16 protein-coding genes and 1 other annotated feature are annotated in these 20,191 nt (G+C 53.4%); of the genes, 6 read left to right on the top strand and 10 right to left on the bottom strand.

The window, feature by feature from the left end:
- Nucleotides 1–73 precede the first annotated feature (73 nt).
- The 4 genes from J2Z70_RS21710 (at nt 74) to J2Z70_RS21695 (ending at nt 4,306) form a co-directional block, all read left to right on the top strand.
- Nucleotides 74–1,390, top strand: coding sequence for an ABC transporter substrate-binding protein (locus J2Z70_RS21710; protein WP_209876700.1), 1,317 nt, complete (start codon nt 74–76; stop codon nt 1,388–1,390).
- Between the two features lie 198 nt (nt 1,391–1,588).
- The gene (locus J2Z70_RS21705; RefSeq protein WP_245368440.1) at nt 1,589–2,125 is read left to right on the top strand and encodes a sigma-70 family RNA polymerase sigma factor; all 537 of its coding nucleotides are present in this window, start codon (nt 1,589–1,591) and stop codon (nt 2,123–2,125) included.
- On the top strand, nt 2,112–3,323 hold the full coding sequence (locus J2Z70_RS21700) for a DUF4179 domain-containing protein (protein ID WP_209876696.1): 1,212 nt from the start codon (nt 2,112–2,114) through the stop codon (nt 3,321–3,323). Before J2Z70_RS21705 ends, J2Z70_RS21700 begins: the two co-directional genes overlap by 14 nt.
- A gap of 26 nt (nt 3,324–3,349) precedes the next feature.
- Entirely contained in the window at nt 3,350–4,306 is a 957-nt protein-coding gene (locus J2Z70_RS21695; RefSeq protein ID WP_209876694.1) for a DUF5643 domain-containing protein, read from the top strand.
- 120 nt (nt 4,307–4,426) lie between these two features.
- Here the strand turns inward: J2Z70_RS21695 and J2Z70_RS21690 are convergent, their stop codons facing one another.
- From J2Z70_RS21690 to J2Z70_RS21675, 4 genes are all read right to left on the bottom strand, one after another.
- Nucleotides 4,427–5,722, bottom strand: a complete 1,296-nt coding sequence (locus tag J2Z70_RS21690; RefSeq protein ID WP_245368439.1) for an Nramp family divalent metal transporter — start codon at nt 5,720–5,722, stop codon at nt 4,427–4,429.
- Nucleotides 5,723–6,439: 717 nt separating this feature from the next.
- Nucleotides 6,440–6,793: a hypothetical protein gene (locus tag J2Z70_RS21685; protein ID WP_209876690.1), complete on the bottom strand. Its 354-nt coding sequence runs from the start codon at nt 6,791–6,793 to the stop codon at nt 6,440–6,442.
- A gap of 161 nt (nt 6,794–6,954) precedes the next feature.
- Complete coding sequence (locus J2Z70_RS21680; protein WP_209876688.1) at nt 6,955–8,646, bottom strand: glutamine--tRNA ligase/YqeY domain fusion protein; 1,692 nt, start codon at nt 8,644–8,646, stop codon at nt 6,955–6,957.
- An 81-nt stretch (nt 8,647–8,727) separates the two neighbouring features.
- Nucleotides 8,728–8,991, bottom strand: a binding site (T-box leader).
- Nucleotides 8,992–9,062: 71 nt separating this feature from the next.
- Complete coding sequence (locus J2Z70_RS21675; RefSeq protein WP_209876686.1) at nt 9,063–10,631, bottom strand: tetratricopeptide repeat protein; 1,569 nt, start codon at nt 10,629–10,631, stop codon at nt 9,063–9,065.
- Between the two features lie 116 nt (nt 10,632–10,747).
- Here J2Z70_RS21675 and J2Z70_RS21670 point away from each other — a divergent pair, with 116 nt between their 5' ends.
- On the top strand, nt 10,748–11,956 hold the full coding sequence (locus tag J2Z70_RS21670) for an oxalate decarboxylase family bicupin (protein WP_209876684.1): 1,209 nt from the start codon (nt 10,748–10,750) through the stop codon (nt 11,954–11,956).
- Nucleotides 11,957–12,066: 110 nt separating this feature from the next.
- Here the strand turns inward: J2Z70_RS21670 and J2Z70_RS21665 are convergent, their stop codons facing one another.
- On the bottom strand, nt 12,067–13,356 hold the full coding sequence (locus J2Z70_RS21665; protein WP_209876682.1) for an arsenic transporter: 1,290 nt from the start codon (nt 13,354–13,356) through the stop codon (nt 12,067–12,069).
- A gap of 649 nt (nt 13,357–14,005) precedes the next feature.
- Between J2Z70_RS21665 and J2Z70_RS21660 the strand changes: the two genes are divergently transcribed.
- Complete coding sequence (locus J2Z70_RS21660) at nt 14,006–15,082, top strand: LLM class flavin-dependent oxidoreductase (protein WP_245368426.1); 1,077 nt, start codon at nt 14,006–14,008, stop codon at nt 15,080–15,082.
- A gap of 379 nt (nt 15,083–15,461) precedes the next feature.
- Here the strand turns inward: J2Z70_RS21660 and J2Z70_RS21655 are convergent, their stop codons facing one another.
- The 5 genes from J2Z70_RS21655 to J2Z70_RS21635 form a co-directional block, all read right to left on the bottom strand.
- Entirely contained in the window at nt 15,462–15,950 is a 489-nt protein-coding gene (locus tag J2Z70_RS21655) for a cysteine hydrolase family protein (RefSeq protein WP_209876680.1), read from the bottom strand.
- A 149-nt stretch (nt 15,951–16,099) separates the two neighbouring features.
- The gene (locus tag J2Z70_RS21650; protein WP_036730471.1) at nt 16,100–16,954 is read right to left on the bottom strand and encodes a carbohydrate ABC transporter permease; all 855 of its coding nucleotides are present in this window, start codon (nt 16,952–16,954) and stop codon (nt 16,100–16,102) included.
- Nucleotides 16,955–16,957: 3 nt separating this feature from the next.
- Entirely contained in the window at nt 16,958–17,929 is a 972-nt protein-coding gene (locus tag J2Z70_RS21645) for a carbohydrate ABC transporter permease (protein WP_036730473.1), read from the bottom strand.
- 62 nt (nt 17,930–17,991) lie between these two features.
- Nucleotides 17,992–19,407, bottom strand: a complete 1,416-nt coding sequence (locus J2Z70_RS21640) for an ABC transporter substrate-binding protein (protein ID WP_209876678.1) — start codon at nt 19,405–19,407, stop codon at nt 17,992–17,994.
- Between the two features lie 187 nt (nt 19,408–19,594).
- Nucleotides 19,595–20,074, bottom strand: coding sequence for a site-2 protease family protein (locus J2Z70_RS21635; protein ID WP_209876676.1), 480 nt, complete (start codon nt 20,072–20,074; stop codon nt 19,595–19,597).
- Nucleotides 20,075–20,191 lie beyond the last annotated feature (117 nt).

Genomic DNA, 20,191 nt, shown 5'->3' with positions numbered 1-20,191 from the left:
ATATGAAGTGTAAGTCATCTATCATTTCCATTACGCTCTAGGAGCAGGAACCACAGACCAGGGAGGTTATTCTATGAAAAGAAAGTTCGCATTCATCATGGCAACCGTTTGCACCCTCATTATCGCAGGTTGCGGGAACAGCGGCAATACGAATTCCGCAGGCAATGGAAGCGCTACGAATGCTCCTAACGCGTCAACCGAATCCGCAGCACCGGAAGCCGGCAAAGCGCCTGCCAAGGATGTCACGATCAAGATGTTCCAGTTCAAGGTGGAGATTGCCGAGCAGCTGAATGCACTCGCTGAAGAATATGAGAAGGAGACGGGGGTGAAGGTGGAGGTCGAAACGCACGGCGGCGGTGAGGATTATGGCGCACTGCTGAAGGCGGAGATCGCTTCCGGCTCTGAGCCTGAGATTTTCAATAACGGCGGGTATACTGCTCTTGTTCCTTATATGGACCGTGCCACTGACCTGAGCAATGAGCCTTGGGCCGCCCAGTTGATTCCGACCGCCAAGACACCGGCAACCGTAGACGGCAAGCTCTATGGTATGCCTATGAATGTAGAAGGCTACGGGCTGATCTACAACAAGGATCTGTTCGCCAAAGCCGGCATAACGGAAGAGCCCAAGACACTCCCGCAGCTCAAGGATGCTGTAGCCAAGCTGAAGACCGCCGGCATCACGCCGTTTGAAGCCACCAATGAGTGGTGGTCGATGGGGATTCACCTCGTTAACGTGGGCATGGCGCACCAGCCTGATCCGAAGCAGTTCATTGACGATGTGAAGGCGGGCAAACAGACCATTAAGGGCAATGCCGTCTTCAAGCAGTGGCTGGATCTCGTAGATGTGATCTTCGATAATGCCCAAGACAACAAGATGACTACCGATTACGCGACCCAGGTGGCTGAATTCGCCTCCGGCAAGGCCGCCATGATGCTGCAGGGGAACTGGACGCAAGGCGATATCGACAAAATCGATCCGGCTCTGAACCTGGGCCTCCTCCCGCTCCCGATCAATAACGAAGAAGGCACCATCCTGGTAGGCGTGCCTAACAACTATATCGTGAACAGCAAATCCGCACATCCGGAGGAAGCCAAGGCCTTCCTGAACTGGATGGTCAGCTCGGAAACCGGCCAGAAGTATCTGACCAAGGAGTTCAAGTTCATCCCGGCGGAAGCAAATATCACCGCAGACGCTGCTGATATCGGCCAGGTTGCCGTTGCCGTGCAGGAGAAATCCGGGAACGCGCTGGGCTGGAACTGGGATATGTTCCCTGACGGCGTGACCCAGGGCTTCGGCGCTGCCATGCAGGAATACCTCGGCGGCCAGCTGAACCATGACCAGCTGCTAGAGAAGCTGGATAAAGCGGTGCAGGATATTGTGAAGCAATAGCTTATTATGAAGAATCAGCCCCTCTAACATTGCAGCTATAGAACATGAACTTGAGAATGAGAACTTCATTTTCAAGTTCATTCTTGTATAGCTGTTTTTTGTATTAATTTTTTTGCGTAGTGATATAACATTTAGCAGGGTTGGTCCATCTAATCTTACAGAGGGCCCTCAATAAAGGAGATGAAATTCGTGCAGAACATGGAACAGGAAGTCAATCTGGCGCGACAGGGAGATCGTGAAGCCTTTATCCGGCTGTTTCGCAAGCTTGAACCTGAACTATACAGCTTAGCCAGAACCATTGTCAGACGGGATGAAGATTGTGCAGACGCGCTTCAGGAGACGACGCTGAAGGTGTATCAATCGCTGCATACCCTTCGCAAGCCCCAATATTTCAAAACTTGGGTAATCCGCATTCTGATTAACGAATGCAATCAGCTGCTGCGCAACCGTTCCCGGACAGTTGCCATGCCGGATGTGCCGGAAAGAGGCACCGGAGACCGCTACTACGAGAACAGCAGCAAGCTGGACTTAATCGAGGCGGTGAACCAGTTGGATGAATCGCTGCGGATTGTTGTCCATTTATTTTATTTTCAAGATCTGTCGGTGAAGCAGATCGCAGACGTGCTGGATATCTCCGGAGGCTCGGTTCGGGCACGTCTGCACCGTGCGCGCGGGATACTGGCCGAAACAGTCAAATCGACAAGAGGGGGAAAGCTCGCTTATGACAACATTTAAATGGGAACAAGAGCTTAGACAAGAAGGACAAGCCCGGCTGCAGCCGGTGCCGGAGCTCATCCGGACACGCCAGGATGGCGTTTACGCTTCGCTGGCTGATTTGCCTGCACCCGGAACCGGTACAAGACGCAGACAGACCCGCAAGGCTATCGCCCGTACCGCCGGAGCTGCGGCTGCTGCTGCTATTATCGGCCTGATGGGCAGCGCCTATGTATCGCCGGTTATGGCGAAGTCGCTGAAAGCATGGCCGGTGGTCGGAAGCATTTTCGAAATGACCAGTGACCTGGGGCTGCAGACCGCCGATGTACGGGGCTTGGTTGCCGAGCCGGGGGTACAGGTTACGCAAGACGGGATTACGCTGAGCATTCCGCAGGTGATGTATGACGGAATACGGCTGACGCTGGCTGTCCAGCGGGAAGGACGGGAGCTGCCGGGCGGCTTGTCTGAATTTAAGCAGACCGGCGAAGGCGAAAACACCGAGCTGGTTTATCCGGTGGGCTCTATTAAAGATTTCGAGATGTTCATCAACGGCACTTCGCTGAAGGCAATGAAAGGCGAGCAAAGACCTTCCATGGTTGGAAAGTCCTCCTCCGATCCCAATTCGATGCTGTTTGAGCTGACCAGCTTCTCCAACCAGAACGCCGAGGCCTGGATGCCGGACCGGTTCAACCTCACGGCCAAGTTTACCATGGAGGGCGTAGCGGAGCCTTTCGTACTGGATCTGCCTGTAGAGAAGAATGCAGCCCGGCTGATTCTCCCAGCTACGGAGGAACGGACGGCTGACGGTGTAAAGCTCACGCTGGAGCAGCTTAAGTTCACACCGGTTTCCACCGCCGTCATGATGCGGATCGAAAAGACAGGCTCCTCCAGTTCGCTGAATCCCGCTAACTTCATACAGGAGCTGTGGGATGATCAAGGCCGTCCAATCCAGTTGGTGTCGGGACTGGGGCTGTTCGGGGATGATGGCAGCAATCCGACCGAGCTGATTTTTGACCGGCTGGAGGATGTGCCGAAGGAAATCACTCTGAAGACCTTTGTACCGGAGTTTCAGGATAAGGTTAAGGGGACAGGCTTGTTCGCATTGGACAGTCAAGGAAATGTAATCAAGCACGAGATAGAGGCGCTGCGGATTACCGTTCCGGTTGACTATGACGGACTGCAGAAGCTGTATGACGGGGACAGCCTAAAGACTCCTTAAACGAATATGTATTGGAGGAAGACAACTTGAAGAAATGGATCAAAATAACCGGGATTGCCGGACTAAGCCTATCATTACTGGGAGCGGGCTTTGCGGATGATAACCGTGCAGACGCTGCCCCGTCCATAGGAGCGGCTGTCCAGAAGACTTCTGCGGCAGGAAACACCGTTACGCAGGACGGTATTTCATTAAGTCTCGGCAAGTCTTTTTACGATGGGAATCTGATTGAAATCAACCTAAAGCGCAGCGGTAAAAACCTATCCGGAGGCCTGACGGACAGCCGGTGGGATAAGGCTTCAGAGCGTCTGGTACTGAAAAAGGGTGCGATTCAGAACTTTGAGGTGCTGCTGAACGGCAAATCCATCAACGCAAACAGCGGGTCGGCGTTGTCCAGTCAGCCTTCAGCGCTCTTAAGCCCCGGGGCAAGCAGCGATACGGCCGTTCTCCGCCTGTCGGACGCTTCCTGGCTGGGACCTAAGCTGGCGGCCCTGCCGGATACGGTCCGGGTAACCTTGAAGGTCAGCCTGGAAGGAATTCAGAAGCCTTATACGCTAGAGGCTTCGCTCCAGAAACAGCAGCCCAAAAACCAAACCATTCTAAAGCCTAACATCTCCAAACGTGACGGGGCGCTTACGGTCACTGCCGCCAAGGTGAACCGCACGGCCACCTCGGTCCGGCTGCAACTGATCATGAAGCAGGTCAAGCCGGAGTCCATGCCGATGTTCGAGGTGTATGATGATAAGGGTAATCCGGTGGAGACCCTGATGAGCCGGGGAACCGATGACAACAGCAAAAATGGAGACTACTATTACGATATCCACCTTAAACCGCTTGATCCCGGCGTCAAAAGCATAACGCTTAAGCCCTTCTATCCTGAGTTTGAGGAGCCTGGTGCAACCACAGGCGCGTTCAAACTGGATAAGAACGGCAATCTGGTTAAAAAAGCGGTCAAAGCGCTGGAGATGAACATCTCTGTGAAATAGCCGCACTCTTTCCGCACAGGAAGCCGTTTCAAAAGCCCCCTCCACCAAAAGTCAGCAAAAGCAGCCGGTTAAAGGAGTTATCCTTTGACCGGCCGCTTTGCGGTATTTATTGCTGACTTGTTACACAAACATCTCCACTACCAGGAACAGGTTCAGCGCGACCACCAGGGCGGAGATCATCCAGCCGAGGATGGTGGTGATGCGATGGTTCACGAGTCCCTTCATAAGCTGGCGGTCGCTGGTGAAGATCACCAGCGGAATCAGGGCAAAGGCAATCCCGAAGGACAGGACGACCTGGCTCATGACCAGTGCGCTGGTAGCATTAATGCCCATGGCGATGATAGCCAGCGGGGGGATGATTGTAATCGCCCGCCGGAGGTAGAGATTAATTTTTTTATTAATGAAGCCCTGCATGACCACATCACCGGCCATCGTGCCGACCGACGAGCTCGACAGACCTGCGATCAGAAGGCCCAGGCCGAAGGAGACTGCAGTCACGGGACCGGCCAGATTGCGGAACTGCTCGAAGGCGACATCCAGATCCTGCACCACCAGACCGTTCTTGAAGAACAGCGCAGCCGCCACAATGACCATCGCCATATTGACCGCACCGGCAATCAGCATCGCGATAAGGATATCGATGAATTCCAGCCGGAAGATCTGCTTCTTTTCCCGTTCATCAATCCCGACGATCCGGCTCTGGGTTAGCGAAGAATGCAGATAGATTGCATGGGGCATTACGGTAGCCCCCAGAATTCCCGCTGCCAGCAGGACGCTGTCCACGCCCTCGAACCTTGGAGTGAACATGCCGGCAACCACACTTCCCGCATCCGGCTTCGCCATAATGACCTGGAACGCAAAGGCCAGCACCACGATCATCACCATCCCGGCGATTCCGGCCTCCAGGGTACGGTACCCGCGCCGTTGTAATTCCAGAATCGCGAAGGAACCCACTGCGGTAATCAGGGCCGCCGGCAGCATCGGGATGCCGAACAGCAGATACAGTCCGAGCGCGGCCCCGATAAACTCGGCCAGATCGGTTGCGATAATGACCAATTCACTCTGTATCCACAGGAAGATGGATACGCCCTTCGGGAATTTCTCCCGTGCGACCTCCGGAAGATTCTTGCCGGTGGCAATGCCCAGCTTGGCGGATAAGGATTGTATCAGTACAGCCATCAGATTCGAGGCAAAGATGACCCATAATAACAGGTAACCGTATTTCGAGCCTGCCGTAATATTAGTGGCAAAATTGCCGGGGTCCAGATAAGCTACGGAAGCTATAAAAGCCGGGCCCAGAAAAGGAAGAAGTCTCTTCAGTCCTTTGACATCTCCATTAAGCACGGATTGTGCCGAATGTGTATTGATATGACCTTTTAGTATAGGGGATGATTCTACTGCGGTATTTTGCTCCATCATGTTCTGTCCTCCTCTTGCCCGGAAAAAGTTGTCTATACACACGAAAGTTTCCCTGGTGCAACATTTGATCTGGTTTTATTATAATCCTCAAGTTGAGAATTGTAAATGTATTTTCATTGGGTTTTCATGTAATGCCTCGACCCATATTATGTAAGGCCACTCTGTTAAGTGAGGCTCTTGCCTTATGTTATTACCCGCTCTTCTATAAAGGTTCACTGCTTAGGGCATAGTGCCCTTCATTCGATCGTGTGCTCCCCGTTCGGCGAGATCAGGGGCACTTTTGCCCTTCATTCGATCGTGTGCTCCCCGTTCGGCGAGATCAGGGGCACTTTTGCCCTTCATTCGATCGTGTGCTCCCCGTTTAGCGAGATCAGGGGCACTTTTGCCTCCCTCATTATTCTTCCAGCTACACTTGACAGCACCGGAGCCTACCTGGCGTCCGGCGTTTTCTGCCCTGCCGGGGCAGCCTGCACCATAAACGTAGAGCAGCGCTCCTCTAAATTACGGAAGGAGCGCTGCTCTATTGACTTTTATGCTCTTTAAAATGAATGGTGGCCTATTGTGCCGTGTCTCCTACGGATGTCATTTCACCATCAGTGTTTTGGCTGCTGTGCTAAGCTTCATCTGGGTATTGGCCCCGTTATCCGTAATCGTAAATTCAGCATCGGCCGAGATCGAGTAAGTACCGCACTTCTTGATCTTATAAGTATAGCTCTACGAAATACTTCTTTTACCGCTTAGAACTCGTGAGACTCCCAGATCTTCAACAGCATAAGAATTGATCTGCTTCCCGCTCTCATCCTTAATGACATACGTAAACAGCCGTGCTCTGCTCATCAGGTCCACATCAGATAGGCTGTCGTTGCTTAAGCTGGCCTTCATGGTCAATTCCTCATTGACCTTAGCTTGCAGCGGCAAAGTGAGCGCAACCGATAACGAATCAGTTTGGCTGTCGCCTGCCGGAGCCTCTGCTTGAGCACTCGATGCGGAAGGATGATCCAGGATGCCCAAGGGATAACCAAAATACATTATCAAAGCGAGAAAGACTAAGTAAAATTTGCTCCCCATGATATTCCACCCCCTCCGTCTCCCTTTAGACGGCACAGAAGCTTGTATGTTGCATTGAACATCAATTATTTTCCAAAAGCATAAGGGAGCGCTGCTCCCCGGCAGTCTGCCCCCTGCTTCGGAATTGGGACCAGACGAATATTGCATGTGTGCGTTGCAGTCTATTGTCCTGCGTTGCCCTTCCAGGTGTCCTTAAGTGGAACGATTCTGTTGAACACCAGCTTCTGAGCTGTGCTATGCTTGCTGTCGATGCAGAAATAGCCGTGACGCAGGAACTGGTAGGTGTCCCCGGGCTGAGGGTTGCCCGCAAGCGGCTCCAACAGGCAATCTGTAAGCAGGGTCACGGAACCCGGATTGATGTATTCCTCCCAGCTCTCTCCTTCCTCCTTCGGCCCGTTGTTATCCGTCAGCAGCTGCTCATACAGGTATACGTCACTCTTCAGCGCATGAGCAGCCGAGACCCATTGCACAGTCCCCTTCACCTTCCGGCCGCTTAGAGGGCCGCCGCTGCGGGTCTCCGGGTCGTAGGTACACCGCAGCTCCAGAACCTCCCCCGTCTGAGCGTCCTTAATCACCTCGCTGCAGCGGATAATATAACCGCCCTTAAGCCGCACCTCGCCGCCTGGAACCAGTCTGCGGAAGCCCTTCACAGGCACCTCCATGAAATCGACCCGCTCGATGTAGAGCGTGCCGGAGAACGGTACTTCTCTTGAACCCAGCCCGGCATTCTCAGGGTTGTTAGGGATCGGAAGCAGCTCAGAGGCCCCGGCGGCGTAATTGGTAAGCACGACCTTCAGCGGGTCCAGTACCGCCATGACCGCCGGCACCTTCGCCTTCAGGTCCTGTCTCAGGCAATGCTCCAGCAGCGAGAAATCCACCATCGCCGTATTGCGGACCATGCCGATCTCCCGCACGAAGGCCTCGATGCTCTCCGGCGTGAATCCCCGTCTGCGCAGCCCGCTGAGCGTAGGCAGGCGCGGATCATCCCAGCCGTCCACGAAGCCTCCGGCTACCAGTGCCCGGAGATGCCGCTTGCTTGTAACCACTCCGGTCAGGTTCACCCGGCCGAATTCCCTCTGTCTCGGCGGTTCCGGGGTGCCCAGCTCGTTCAGCACCCATTCGTACAGCGGCCGGTGATCCTTGAACTCGATCGAGCAGAGCGAATGCGTCACCCCTTCCAGCGCATCCTGAATCGGATGGGCGAAATCATACATCGGGTAGATGCACCAGGCAACGCCCGTGCGGTAATGCGCGGCATGAATAATCCGGTACAGCACCGGATCTCGCAAATTCATGTTCGGCGAGGCCATGTCAATCTTGGCCCGCAGCACTTTAGCGCCATTCGGATAGCTCCCCGCACGCATCTCCCGGAACAGCCGCAGGTTCTCCTCCGGCGTTCGGCTGCGGTAAGGACTGTCTGTTCCCGGCTCCGTTAATGTCCCCCGGTAAGCCGTCATCTCCTCCGGTGTCAGGTCACAGACATAGGCTTTCCCCTTCAGGATCAGCGTCTCTGCCCTGCGGTAGATCTCCTCCGAATAATCGGAGCCGTAGTAGATGTGTTCCCCGGGACTGCAGCCCAGCCATTCAAGGTCACGGATGATTGCCTCCACATATTCCTTATCCTCTTTGAGCGGGTTGGTATCATCGAAGCGCAGATGGAAGCGGCCGCCGTATTTACGGGCGATTTCCACATTCGTATGGATGGCAAAAGCACTCCCGATATGCAGATAGCCATTGGGCTCCGGCGGAAACCGGGTGCAGATCTCCCGGCTGAAGACTCCCGCCTCCACGTCTTCTCTAACCAGCTTATCCATATAATTCTCCGGCAGGGCCGGTCCATTATTGTCTGTCATTCCAATCTCCTCCTGTTCATGGGTGGTACGCCGCCTTATCTGGATACAACAAAAAAGAACCTCACCTCCAAGACCCTAAGTCTTGGGGACGAAATTCTCGCGGTACCACCCCAGGTTCATTAATATGTCACCATATTAATCTCATCAAGTACGGCGCTGCCGTCCGGCAGGGCTTATACTCTAGCTCTGTAACAGGAGCTCCTGTCGTACCATCCCCGGCTGCTGCCTGGTTCCGGTAAGCCGCTCAGAGGCTTGTTTCCATCCAGTCTTCCCTGCTCCTTCACACCAGCCGGAGCTCTCTGTGAGGGAAAAACCTGAATGTACTCTTCTCGTCATCGCGTTTGCGTTATTGGATACAGAATAACAAAACTCACAACGGGTGTAAAGGGCTGCACCGGACTGCCGGGAGCAGCAGCCTAAGCCTCTGCCGGGTCCTGGCTTAGCGCCGCGAGCAGCTCCAGCGCTTCCTCATGCTCCGGCTCAATCAGCAGCGATCTGCGCGTATAATCCAGCGCCGCCTCATCATCCTCCTGCTCGTAGCTGCAGATTGCCAGGCAGTACAGCACGGTAATTACCAGCTCCTCCTCACTGGACTGGAGCGAATGCTCCAGGAAGCGGCGGGATTCCCCGTACTGCTCCATCTCGAACAGCAGCAGGCCGCAGTCCAGCGCCAGATCATACTTCTGCGGCATCGGGTAGAAGCCCCGCCACATCCGGTCGATCCCCCGCTGAAGGTCCAGCAGCTCCTCGTCGCTGGCATCCGGCAGCAGCGCAGAGATCCGCTCGGCACTCTGAATGAACAGCTCCGCGTCATATCCACCCAGCCTCCAGAAGGCCAGGATCTGCTGCATGCCGATGGTGTCGTAATTCTTATCGATCCACACCTTCAGGCTGAAGAAATCATCCGGCCCGAACCGCTCGACAAACCGCCGGTAGGCCAGCCGGGTATGCGGATGCAGCATCGGCTCCTCCAGCATCAGGATGCAGCCCACATTCAGATTCTTATAATGATGCTGCGTGAACTGGGATTGTGCGCCCTTCCGCTCAAAATAATGCACCAGAGCATGATAATTCGCCGTAAGCGAGATGCTTCCGTGATGAATCAGCTTCGGCGGCTCGGCGAACTCCCAGTTCTCCAGCCGGTGGTCTCCCTTATCGGCAGTGAGCAGCAGGAAGCTTCCCCGGGAGAGTGCACCCAGACGCTCCATACAGGACAGGGCTGCCTCCGGGAACAGCACATGTGAATCCTCCAGCTTGTCCAGATAGAACGAGATCACTTCATGATAAGGATACGAGCTGTCCTCATAGCCCGCTGCACGCTTGTAATGGTATTCCGGCACCAGATCACGGAGCACCTCGGACGGCCCCATGGTAGCGGACTGCTCCGGATATTTCAGCGAGACCTCACATTCATAGATCTTGCCTTCATCCACATAGAGCAGCTCCTGCGGGATACTGTCGAAGAAGTAGTTGGCGATCACCATCAGTGGCTGCCCCAGCTCCCCAGGCTTAATCACCAATCCGCTCTGCGTTAAGCTCAGCTCCGTATCCCGGACCGCATCGAAGCGGGCAAAGTCCAGCATTCCCTGTTCTACAAAAGGCTTCAGCCCCTCATGCTGCTGCCAGCCCTCAATGTTCTTCCACGGCAAATCGCTCATCACGTAACGGAACGGCGGCAGCGGCACGCCCGCATACTGGATCAGCTCACACAGCTGCTGCAGTACATGGAACGCCAGACGCCCCACACCTGCACCCAGCTCCAGTACCACTACCGGCTCTGTAGTGAATCCCTTCTGCGCACGGTCCTGAAGAAAGCCGAAGATGATCTCCGCATACGCTGTTCCAATCATCGGATTGCTTGTAATATACTGCGGAACCTGGTCATTGGCCCAAGCCTGGAGACCCAGCTGTTCATAGTAGGTGCGCTGCAATTCCCATATAGGCGCTTCGCTGAAGCGGTAGCGTTCTTGTCCACTTAATGTCATTGGTTCTAACCCTGCTCTCTGATTATCGTACGGATCTTTGTCCGGTAGTCAAATATTATCACATTTGCGCATATATTTTCTTGAAATGCTGTGCGTTCCAGAAAGGAGCCTATGTGATGAATCCTGAGCATCCCCGTTCTCCAGGCCAGCCCGTCATCCCCCAGCCCATACGCAGTGACGGTGCAGGCAATATCGACCTGGGTCCACGTGACGTCATGCGTGACCGGGAGAATCCCGACATGTTCGTTCCTCCGGTCACGGACAACGGGCTGATCCCGAATCTGAAGTTCTCGTTCTCCGACGCCCACATGCAGCTGAATCATGGCGGCTGGTCCCGTGAGGTGACAGTCAGGGAGCTGCCGGTAGCCACTACGCTTGCGGGGGTGAATATGAGCCTGACGCCGGGCGGCGTACGTGAGCTGCACTGGCATCAGCAGGCAGAATGGTCCTACATGCTGCTGGGCAGCGCAAGGATTACAGCTGTGGACCAGAATGGCCGCAACTTCATCGCCGATGTCGGCCCCGGCGATCTGTGGTATTTCCCTCCAGGCATCCCGCATTCCATTCAGGGTCTGGCTGAGGGATGTGAATTCCTGCTTGTGTTCGACGACGGAGGCTTCTCGGATCTGAACACCCTGTCCATCTCCGACTGGTTCGCCCATACGCCGCGTGAAGTCCTGTCCGCGAACTTCGGCGTACCTGAATCCGCCTTCGCCTATCTTCCCAAGGAACAGGTGTACATCTATCAGGACCAGGTGCCAGGTCCAATTGCGAGCCAGCGGATCGAATCGCCTTACGGGGAGATTCCGCTGAGCTTCAAGCATCGGCTGATGGCCCAGCCGCCGCTCAAGACCCCGGGAGGCAGTGTGCGGATTGTCGACTCCAGCAATTTCCCCGTCTCACGGAATATCGCCGCAGCCCTGGTAGAGATTGAGCCTGGGGCGATGCGGGAGCTGCACTGGCATCCGAACAATGACGAGTGGCAGTATTACCTCAGCGGGCAAGGACGAATGACCGTCTTCGGAGGCAACGGAGATGCGCGCACTTTCAATGTAAGAGCCGGGGATGTCGGCTATGTGCCTTTTGCCCAGGGGCATTATGTTCAGAATACCGGCACAGAGACGCTCTGGTTCCTGGAAATGTTCAAGAGCGACCGGTTCGCCGACGTCTCCCTCAACCAGTGGATGGCGCTCACGCCCCATGAGCTGGTCAGCAGCAATCTGCATGCCGGGCCGGAGCTGATGAACGCCCTGCGCAAGGTGAAATGGCCTGTGGTGAAGTACCCGGAGCAGCAGGAGCAGGGACAGGGCAAGAAGAAGGAATGATCTGCCTTAGATGTCGAAAAAAGAGCGGTCAGACTAGGTCTGCACCGCTCCTTCTATATTATGAATTGTACACGGGATCGTGGCCCCCGGTTCGTTTACCAGGTCTCTGATTAGAGCCACTTCAGCTCCAAATATAGACCGAGCAACGTGATGAACAGTGTGGGAACCGTCAGGATAATCCCTATTTTGAAATAGGAGCCCCAGGAGATCTTCACACCCTTGCCGGACAGCACGTGCAGCCACAGCAGCGTGGCCAGTGAACCAATCGGTGTAATCTTCGGGCCCAGATCCGAACCGATAACATTGGCGTAGATCAGAGCCTCCTTCACCAGACCCGCGGCATGTGCGGTATCAATGGCCAGCGCCCCGATCAGCACGGTCGGCAGATTATTCATCACCGAGGAGAGCAGCGCGGCTAGGAAGCCCATCCCCATCGTGGCTGCGAACAGCCCGTGCTTAGCAATTCCGCTGATCATCTCTGCGAGCACATCCGTCAGTCCCGCATTACGCAGTCCATACACCACCACGTACATGCCAATGGAGAAGAAAACAATCGCCCAAGGCGCCCCCTTGACCACTTCCATCGTTTTCACGTAAGGACTTCGGCGGGCCATCAGCAGGAAACAGATTGCGATCACTCCCGCTACTACGGATACCGGAATGTCCAGGAATTCACTGACGAAATATCCGGCTACCAGAAGCGCAAGTACGAACCAGGATAGGCGGAACATCCGCTGGTCCTTGATAGCATCTCCCGGAAGCTTCATGCCAGCGGTATCATACTCCTTCGGGATGCTACGGCGGAAGTACAGATATAACACCAGAATGCTTGCTCCAAGCGAGAACAGGGTAGGCAGCCACATATGTCCTGCATACTGCATGAAGGTGATGCCGAAGAAATCGGCGGAGACAATATTAACCAGATTGCTGACGGTCAGCGGCAGCGAGGTGGTATCGGCAATGAAGCCGCTGGCAATAATAAAAGGAAAGACTTTGCGCTCGTCCAGATTCAGCGCCCGGACCATCGCCAGCACAATCGGCGTCAGAATCAGCGCTGCCCCGTCATTGGCGAACAGCATCGCCACGACTGCACCCAGTACAATCACATAGATGAACATCAGCGTGCCGTTGCCGCGTGCCGCCGCCGCCATATGCAGCGCCGCCCACTCGAAGAAGCCGACACGATCGAGAATTAAGGAAATTAGAATAATCGCTACAAAAGCAAGCGTTGCATTCCATACAATCAGCGTCACATCACGGACATCCCCGAAACTGACCACTCCTGCCGCAAGCGCGAGAATCGCCCCGCCGCAGGCGGACCAGCCAATTGATAAATTCCGCGGCTGCCAGATCACAAAAACCAAAGTCACAACAAAAATCAGGCAGGCTATCACAACCATAATTCAGCCCCCCATTTGATCTGCAGCATTCCCTGATGCACTCCTTACAGTAGATATAAATATAAGCCAATTTATATATACTAAAGCAGCCTCATCCGAAGTACAAGATAAAAATTACTGGAAGGTTCACCTGCGCTACGCAAGCCTGTTCAGAGACATTACCGCCCGACCGGCAGCCGTCTGCTGCAATAATATTTATATGCTTAAGTACTAAGTGTATGTATGAATACATAGGCTGGATTAAGGGGAACGAAGCAGCTTCTTGGAGAGGAGATGCAGGTCCGTAAAGAGCCATCCTTGTTACGGGATTGGAGGTTCGGACTACCATGAGTACAGACCAGCTCATCGCACTGCTCGTTCTTGTTATTATGATTGTACAGCTTGCCGTCAAGAAGGATAAATCCTGAATCCTGAAGACAGCAGGCCGCCGAAGAGGCCGGGGCAACCCGGTCTCTTTGGCGTGAGAACAAGTGTGGACCGCACCCTCGTACGTGCCCAATGTGTTTGGTTTTTCGCCTACATTGGCGCGTTCTGCTAATCACGGAGTCTTTCGTAGATAATAATAAAAAACAAAAATCGCTCATTTCACTTACTAAAGTTGAGAAACATTAAAAAGTATAGTAGAATGATGACATGAAGAAAGGGGCGGATGAACTTGGCCGATGAGAAGAAGATTATGGAAATAGGGATAAGCACGTTTTTGGAGACTACACCTGACCCGGTAACGGGGCAGACGATCAGCCATGCAGAACGGCTGCGGGAAGCTGTCGAGGAGATTGTGCTCGCTGACCAGGTAGGCTTGGACGTATATGGAATAGGCGAGCATCACCGTAAGGATTATGCAGGGAGTGCCCCGGCTGTAGTCCTCGCCGCAGCGGCAGCGACAACCAAGCGCATTAGACTGACCAGTGCGGTCAGCGTCTTGTCTTCGGATGACCCGGTGCGGGTCTACCAAGCTTTCGCTACGCTGGACGGCCTCTCGAACGGCCGGGCAGAGATTATGGCCGGACGCGGTTCATTCACTGAGTCCTTCCCGCTGTTCGGTTACAGTCTGGAGGATTACGATGAATTGTTCGAGGAGAATCTGGAGCTGCTGCTGGCGATTCGTGCCTCCGAGAAGGTCACCTGGCGCGGCGGGCACCGTCCGGCTATAAATAATCTGCCGGTCTATCCACGCGCTGTTCAGGACCCGCTTCCGGTCTGGATCGCCAGCGGCGGTAATCCTGAATCCGCTGTACGGGCTGGAACCCTTGGTCTGCCTATCGCCTTCGCGATTATCGGCGGAATGCCGGAGCGGTTCGCTCCGCTAGTGAACTTGTACAAGGAGGCCGCAGCACGCGCCGGACATAATCCGGACAAACTGCAGATCGCCACACACTCCCACGGCTTCGTAGGTGAAACTAACGACCAGGCTGCGGCCTTGTTCTACCCGTCCACCCAAGCACAGATGAATGTCATCGGCCGCGAACGGGGCTGGGGCGGAACCTACAACCGCGCAGCCTTCGACGATGCCCGCAGCTTACGCGGAGCACTTTATGTCGGTGACGCAGAGTATGTCGCCGAGAAGATCATTCTGCTGCGTAAGAATCTCGGCGTGACCCGGTTCTTCCTGCATGTGAATGTCGGATACATGCCGCACCGCGAGGTCCTGCGTGCCATCGAGCTGCTAGGCTCCAAGGTTGCCCCTATTGTGCATGCGGAGTTAGCCCGTACTGAGGGGAAATAAAGTCCGGCTTCACTCTAACCCGGAATATTTTACCCTTTCCGGAACAAAATCACCCTGCGGGTGAATGAGATTACCTGCGCGCCAGCAAATGTATGTTGTTTTTCGCATACATTCGGGCTACAAGCCTGCGCGCTAGCATATGTATGCTGTTTTTCGCATACATTCCGGCTACAAGCCCGCGCGCCAGCAAATGTATGCTGTTTTTCGCATACATTCGGGCTACAAGCCTGCGCGCCAGCAAATGTATGCTGTTTTTCGCATACATTCGGGCTACAAGCCTGCGCGCCACTTATCCACAACAGAAGAAAATCATAATTCCCTAAACAACAAGGAAGCCTCAAGCGCCAAACGGTGCTTGAGGCTTTCTTGTTGTTGAAAACTAAGACTCCACCAACGCTTGAATCACAGGATACGAAACCAGATTCCGGTCCCTGTACGCCGCCGTGATTACATCCTGATGAGAGCTTAGAATCCCATTTTGCAGCAGCACCGCCTTGATTCCCCTTTCGGCAGCCCCGTTATAGGTGAACAGAACGCAATGCTCGGCGGCATAGCCGGAGAGAATCAGCAGATCGATGCCTTGCTCCCGCACAAGCTTTTCCAGATCCGTCTTCCAAAAGGCATTCGAGTATTCCTTCTTCACGTTGAAATCCGTCTCCTGAATCTCAATTCCGGGGATGATCGCGAACTTCGCTTCCTCAGAGGGCTGCATCCCTTCAATGTCCTGAATATGAATCACGGCATGGCCCTTGGCCCGCAACAGCCCGGAGACATAATTGATATACTCGCAGGCACGGTCAATCTCCTTCTGCTCCACCCCGCTGACATGGACCTCTTGCAGATCAATAATTAACAATCCGATTTTCACTCCTGCTTCCCCCTATCCGCTGATCCTTCAACATTACCCGATGCCGGCTGTTCATTCAACCAACCGCATACAAAAAACTGCAGTAGAATGATCCACCGGAATGGACCTTCTCTGCAGTATGGTTTGTCTTCACAGCTATCCTGATCCGGTTATTCTTTGACTCCGCCCAGTGCTACACCTGCGATAATATAACGGGACAGCAGGAAGTAGACTACGAACAGCGGCAATGCGGTCAGCGCCAGCCCCATATAGATGGAGCCGAATTCCGTCTTGTAGATATCCCCGCGCAATAAGCTGACCATGATAGGCATCGTATATTTCTCCTTCTGAGTAAGGAGGATTAACGGCATGAACAAGTTGTTCCAGTTGGCTACAAAAGCAAAAATGGCTTGTGTCGCAATGGCCGGCATCATCAGTGGCATAATAATCCGGTTAAAGGTACGGAACTCGCCAGATCCGTCTACACGGGCTGCCTCTACGATCTCAATGGATAGTGTAGCAAGCAGGTATTGACGCATGAAGAACACCACTGCAGGCGCTGCAATGGCCGGCAAGATCAGCGGAAGGAAGTTGTTGGTCCAGTGCAGCTTATACATGAATTGATAGAAGCCGATCGCACTGGCTTGGGAAGGAATCATCATCACGCACATAATGAAGGTGAAGAATGCACCCCGCAGCTTCCAGCTGTAGGTTACCAGTCCGTAAGCAGCCAGTGAGGAGAAGTAGACCGTACAGAGTGTTGCACCGCTGGCAATAATGAAGGAGTTCATGAAGCCTTGCAGTGGATCAAAGCTCTTGTCGAGCAGCACCTTCAGATTGCCCATCATGTGGCTCGAAGGGAGCAAGGAAAGTCCGCTCTGAATCTCCGGTGTAGAGCGTGTAGCGTTCACGAACATAATCCAGAACGGCAAAATGCTGAGTACTGCCAAAGCGATGCAAACCACGTAGATAATCGTCTTGTTGACAGTTTGGGTGACTTTACTGCTTTCCCGATTCTTCTCCATGGATTACACCTCCCTAGCCGCTGCCTGGGCAGCATTTCTGTGTGTTTGTTTTTGGATCTTCTTCAACTTGGCTGCGTCCCGGTCACGCATCACGTAGAACAGGAGGCCGGACAGTACAGCAGAAATCAGGAACATGATCATACTCGCGGCTGCAGCACGGTTATACATGTAGCTGCCCTTGAACGCCTGCCCGTAGATGAACATGGACGTAGTAAGCGTAGAGTCATCCGGTCCGCCCGCCAGGAATAATTGCGGAATATCGAACATGGTCAGACCGCCGACCATCGAGGTAATCAGGGTGAACAGCAGGATGGTACGCAGACTCGGCAGGGTGATCCGGAAGAAGGTCTGGAACCCGTTCGCGCCGTCAATCGCCGCCGACTCGAACAGCGCCGGGTTAATCCCCATTACGCCTGCAATCAGGACGATCATCGTGTTCCCGTACCACATCCAGAACTGGATGAAGGCGATAATGCCGCGGGCTGTCGTCTTATCCTGCAGGAAGAAGATTGGAGAATCGCTCCAGCCCAGCATCTGAAACAGGCTGTTGACCGGACCCATAGGATATGCGAACAATGTACTGAACAGCACGGCAATCGTACTTGCAGTGATGATATTCGGCATATAGAGCAGAACCTTGAACAAGCCTTGTCCTTTGACGTTCAGACGCTTGTTCGTGAACCAGGCGGTCAGCAAAAGCGCAAGGGCCATCTGAGGAATAAAGTTGGTAATCCACAGGAGGAAGGTATTGATCAGGGACTTGCGGAATGAAACATTATCGAACAGGAGATCCTTGAAGTTCTGGAACGGGTTATCAAGGATATGTATAGGCTTCGGAATGAGCCCCTTCATATCCGTGAACCCGATGACTGCTGTATACAGAATCGGGTACAGCGAAAAAATCAGAAAGGCAAGTACAAATGGAAAAGTAAAGATATAGCCGAATTTCGCATAGCTGACATCCTTGCGGCGCATGCTCTCACCTCTTTAGTTGATTATAGGGGCGGGGATAATCCCCCGCCCCCTTCGAATTCCTCTTATTCGCTTTCAATACCCAATTGGTCTTTGACTTGCGACTTGAAGGTTTCGATTGCTTTTTCCTTGGTCTTATTGCCTGCAGTGTACTCACGTACCTGTTCGCGCCAGGCTTTGTTAATCGTTTCGTCGAATTGGGTCAGGTTCTTACCTGAAGCATTCGCGTTGGCCGGAACGAAGACGTCGAACATGTTCTGTCCGCCGAGCAATGGAACTTCACCATTGGACTTGGACATCACCACAGAGGAAGCTACGCTATCCTTCGTGCCTTGTTCGCCTGCTTTCATCGTACCGTTAGCCCAGTAATACTGGAGGCCCGTCTCAGAACTGTCGAGTGTAACCCATTTAACGAAGTCTGCAACGGCTTGCTTCTTCGCTTCATCCTTGGTTACTTCGGCATTGGCCAAGAGCCAAGTACCGCCCCAGAAGAAGCCTGTGGTTGGTTCAGTTACAGCCCAGTCGCCGTTGGTATCCTTCACCTGACCGTTCATCACGTAGTTGATGAGCCAAGCCGGACCGAAGAATCCGAAGATAGGTTGAGCGCCTGCACCGGACATATCGGCATACCATGCTTCTGTCCAGTCTGTTGTATCGTTATGATAGCCGTTGTCTTTCAGCTTCTTGGAGAGATCCATGAATTCTTCACGCTTCGGATCGATGTGCAGCTTGCCGTCCACGATCCAGCCCTTGTCCGAGCTATTCTCGATCGGGTGCCAGATATCACCGTCGCCGGATACGATACCATAGCCTTTAGCCTTCAGCTTCTTCGCTGCATCGAAGAATTTATCCCAGCCGGGCCCAACCTCTGTTTTGATCTTAGCCGGATCATCGGTTCCGAAGACATCCTTGGCAATGGAGCGGCGATAGATGAAGGCACCGCCTGTAGCCTGGTAACCGAGGCCTTTCAGATGACCGTCAAGGCTGCTGCCGATATCTACAGAATACTGGGCGATGCCAGCATCTTTTACCATTTGATCATCAAGTCCGAGGTCTGCATAATTCGCAGCATAGGTGGATGCATCGCCTTGCGTGTATTTAAGTACAAATGCGGATTCCGCTGCGTAAATATCCGGGGCATCCTTCCCGCCGCCTGCCAGTGCCTGGTCAAGTGCAGGCTGATAAGCACCGTCTGTAGTTGCAATTACCGTAGTTTTGAATTCCACATTCGCATCAGGATGCGCTTCCATATACTTCTTGGTCATGTTCGGAATTTCATCGGTGAAGCTCCACAGATTGATCGTTACCTTCTCACCGTTACCAGCTGGAGCTTTGGTTGCCTCTGCCGCATTCGATGCCGGAGCCGTTGTTGCAGCTGCGCCGGACGAACTGGAATTGGAGTTCCCGCCGCATCCCGCCAGAGCAGACGACATCACGAGTACTGTTGAGAGCCCCGTTAAAACACGCTTCATACTTTTCATACTTTGCCTCCCCTTTTATATTCATCCTCGGTTTTTTGTAACCGCCTTCATATTATAGTGCTTGTCTCTCCCCCGCATAAGGAACCCCTCATTGGGAAAAATACCACTATTTATGGATTTTGCTCTAAAAAGTTCAAAAAAGACGCCAGGGCTATATGCCGAAGCGCCTTAACACATAGGAGAAGAATCATTCGTGATGGATCTCTCTACTCTTCATAATTCTTGCCAGAAGCAGGCCGTCGCTAAAATAGTATGCCTCATTCCTGGCAATGATAGATGGGTATAGGTTGACTGCAATGGTCCAGCCGTTCAAAACGAGGAAAATCAGCGGAAGGAAATAGTTATCTTCATTGCCGATTCCCATTGTAATATAAGCCAAAGACATTGCAGCAAGCTGGAACAGTACCCCGCCAAGAGCAAATATGGAAGAACGCAGCCTGCTGACCTTGTCACTGCTCCCCATAAGCGTTAACCCGCCGAAGCCATAGCAGAAAATAAATAAAGTTCCGCCAAAAGAGACCTGCCAAAACGGCTTTCGTTCTCCAATGGTTACTAATGGTACAGGATAGCCCACGAGTTTCCCTGCCAAATAATGCCCAAGTTCATGAACGAACGTGATGAGATATTTTAACAATGTCACCATAACCGTAAGGAACACCGTATTCACCACTGACGGCTCCTTAATGGATAACAGGAGAATAAAGACGATAAACAGCATCACATATGCAAATGTCCGATTCAAGCAGAACCCTGCCTTTACGAAATATTTTTCACCATTAACGAA

Origin of the sequence: Paenibacillus silagei, assembly GCF_017874735.1 — a bacterium.
Classification (GTDB): Bacteria; Bacillota; Bacilli; order Paenibacillales; family Paenibacillaceae; genus Paenibacillus_AQ; species Paenibacillus_AQ silagei.
This window is presented reverse-complemented; position numbering and strand designations above follow the sequence as displayed.

What these genes read in the sequence shown, in the direction of transcription:
- J2Z70_RS21710 (WP_209876700.1), top strand. Translation starts at nt 74, where the DNA reads ATGAAAAGAAAGTTCGCATTCATCATGGCAACCGTTTGCACCCTCATT.
- J2Z70_RS21705 (WP_245368440.1), top strand. Translation starts at nt 1,589, where the DNA reads ATGGAACAGGAAGTCAATCTGGCGCGACAGGGAGATCGTGAAGCCTTT.
- J2Z70_RS21700 (WP_209876696.1), top strand. Translation starts at nt 2,112, where the DNA reads ATGACAACATTTAAATGGGAACAAGAGCTTAGACAAGAAGGACAAGCC.
- J2Z70_RS21690 (WP_245368439.1), bottom strand. Translation starts at nt 5,722, where the DNA reads ATGGAGCAAAATACCGCAGTAGAATCATCCCCTATACTAAAAGGTCAT.
- J2Z70_RS21685 (WP_209876690.1), bottom strand. Translation starts at nt 6,793, where the DNA reads ATGGGGAGCAAATTTTACTTAGTCTTTCTCGCTTTGATAATGTATTTT.
- J2Z70_RS21680 (WP_209876688.1), bottom strand. Translation starts at nt 8,646, where the DNA reads ATGACAGACAATAATGGACCGGCCCTGCCGGAGAATTATATGGATAAG.
- J2Z70_RS21675 (WP_209876686.1), bottom strand. Translation starts at nt 10,631, where the DNA reads ATGACATTAAGTGGACAAGAACGCTACCGCTTCAGCGAAGCGCCTATA.
- J2Z70_RS21670 (WP_209876684.1), top strand. Translation starts at nt 10,748, where the DNA reads ATGAATCCTGAGCATCCCCGTTCTCCAGGCCAGCCCGTCATCCCCCAG.
- J2Z70_RS21665 (WP_209876682.1), bottom strand. Translation starts at nt 13,356, where the DNA reads ATGGTTGTGATAGCCTGCCTGATTTTTGTTGTGACTTTGGTTTTTGTG.
- J2Z70_RS21660 (WP_245368426.1), top strand. Translation starts at nt 14,006, where the DNA reads ATGAACTTGGCCGATGAGAAGAAGATTATGGAAATAGGGATAAGCACG.
- J2Z70_RS21650 (WP_036730471.1), bottom strand. Translation starts at nt 16,954, where the DNA reads ATGGAGAAGAATCGGGAAAGCAGTAAAGTCACCCAAACTGTCAACAAG.
- J2Z70_RS21645 (WP_036730473.1), bottom strand. Translation starts at nt 17,929, where the DNA reads ATGCGCCGCAAGGATGTCAGCTATGCGAAATTCGGCTATATCTTTACT.
- J2Z70_RS21640 (WP_209876678.1), bottom strand. Translation starts at nt 19,407, where the DNA reads ATGAAAAGTATGAAGCGTGTTTTAACGGGGCTCTCAACAGTACTCGTG.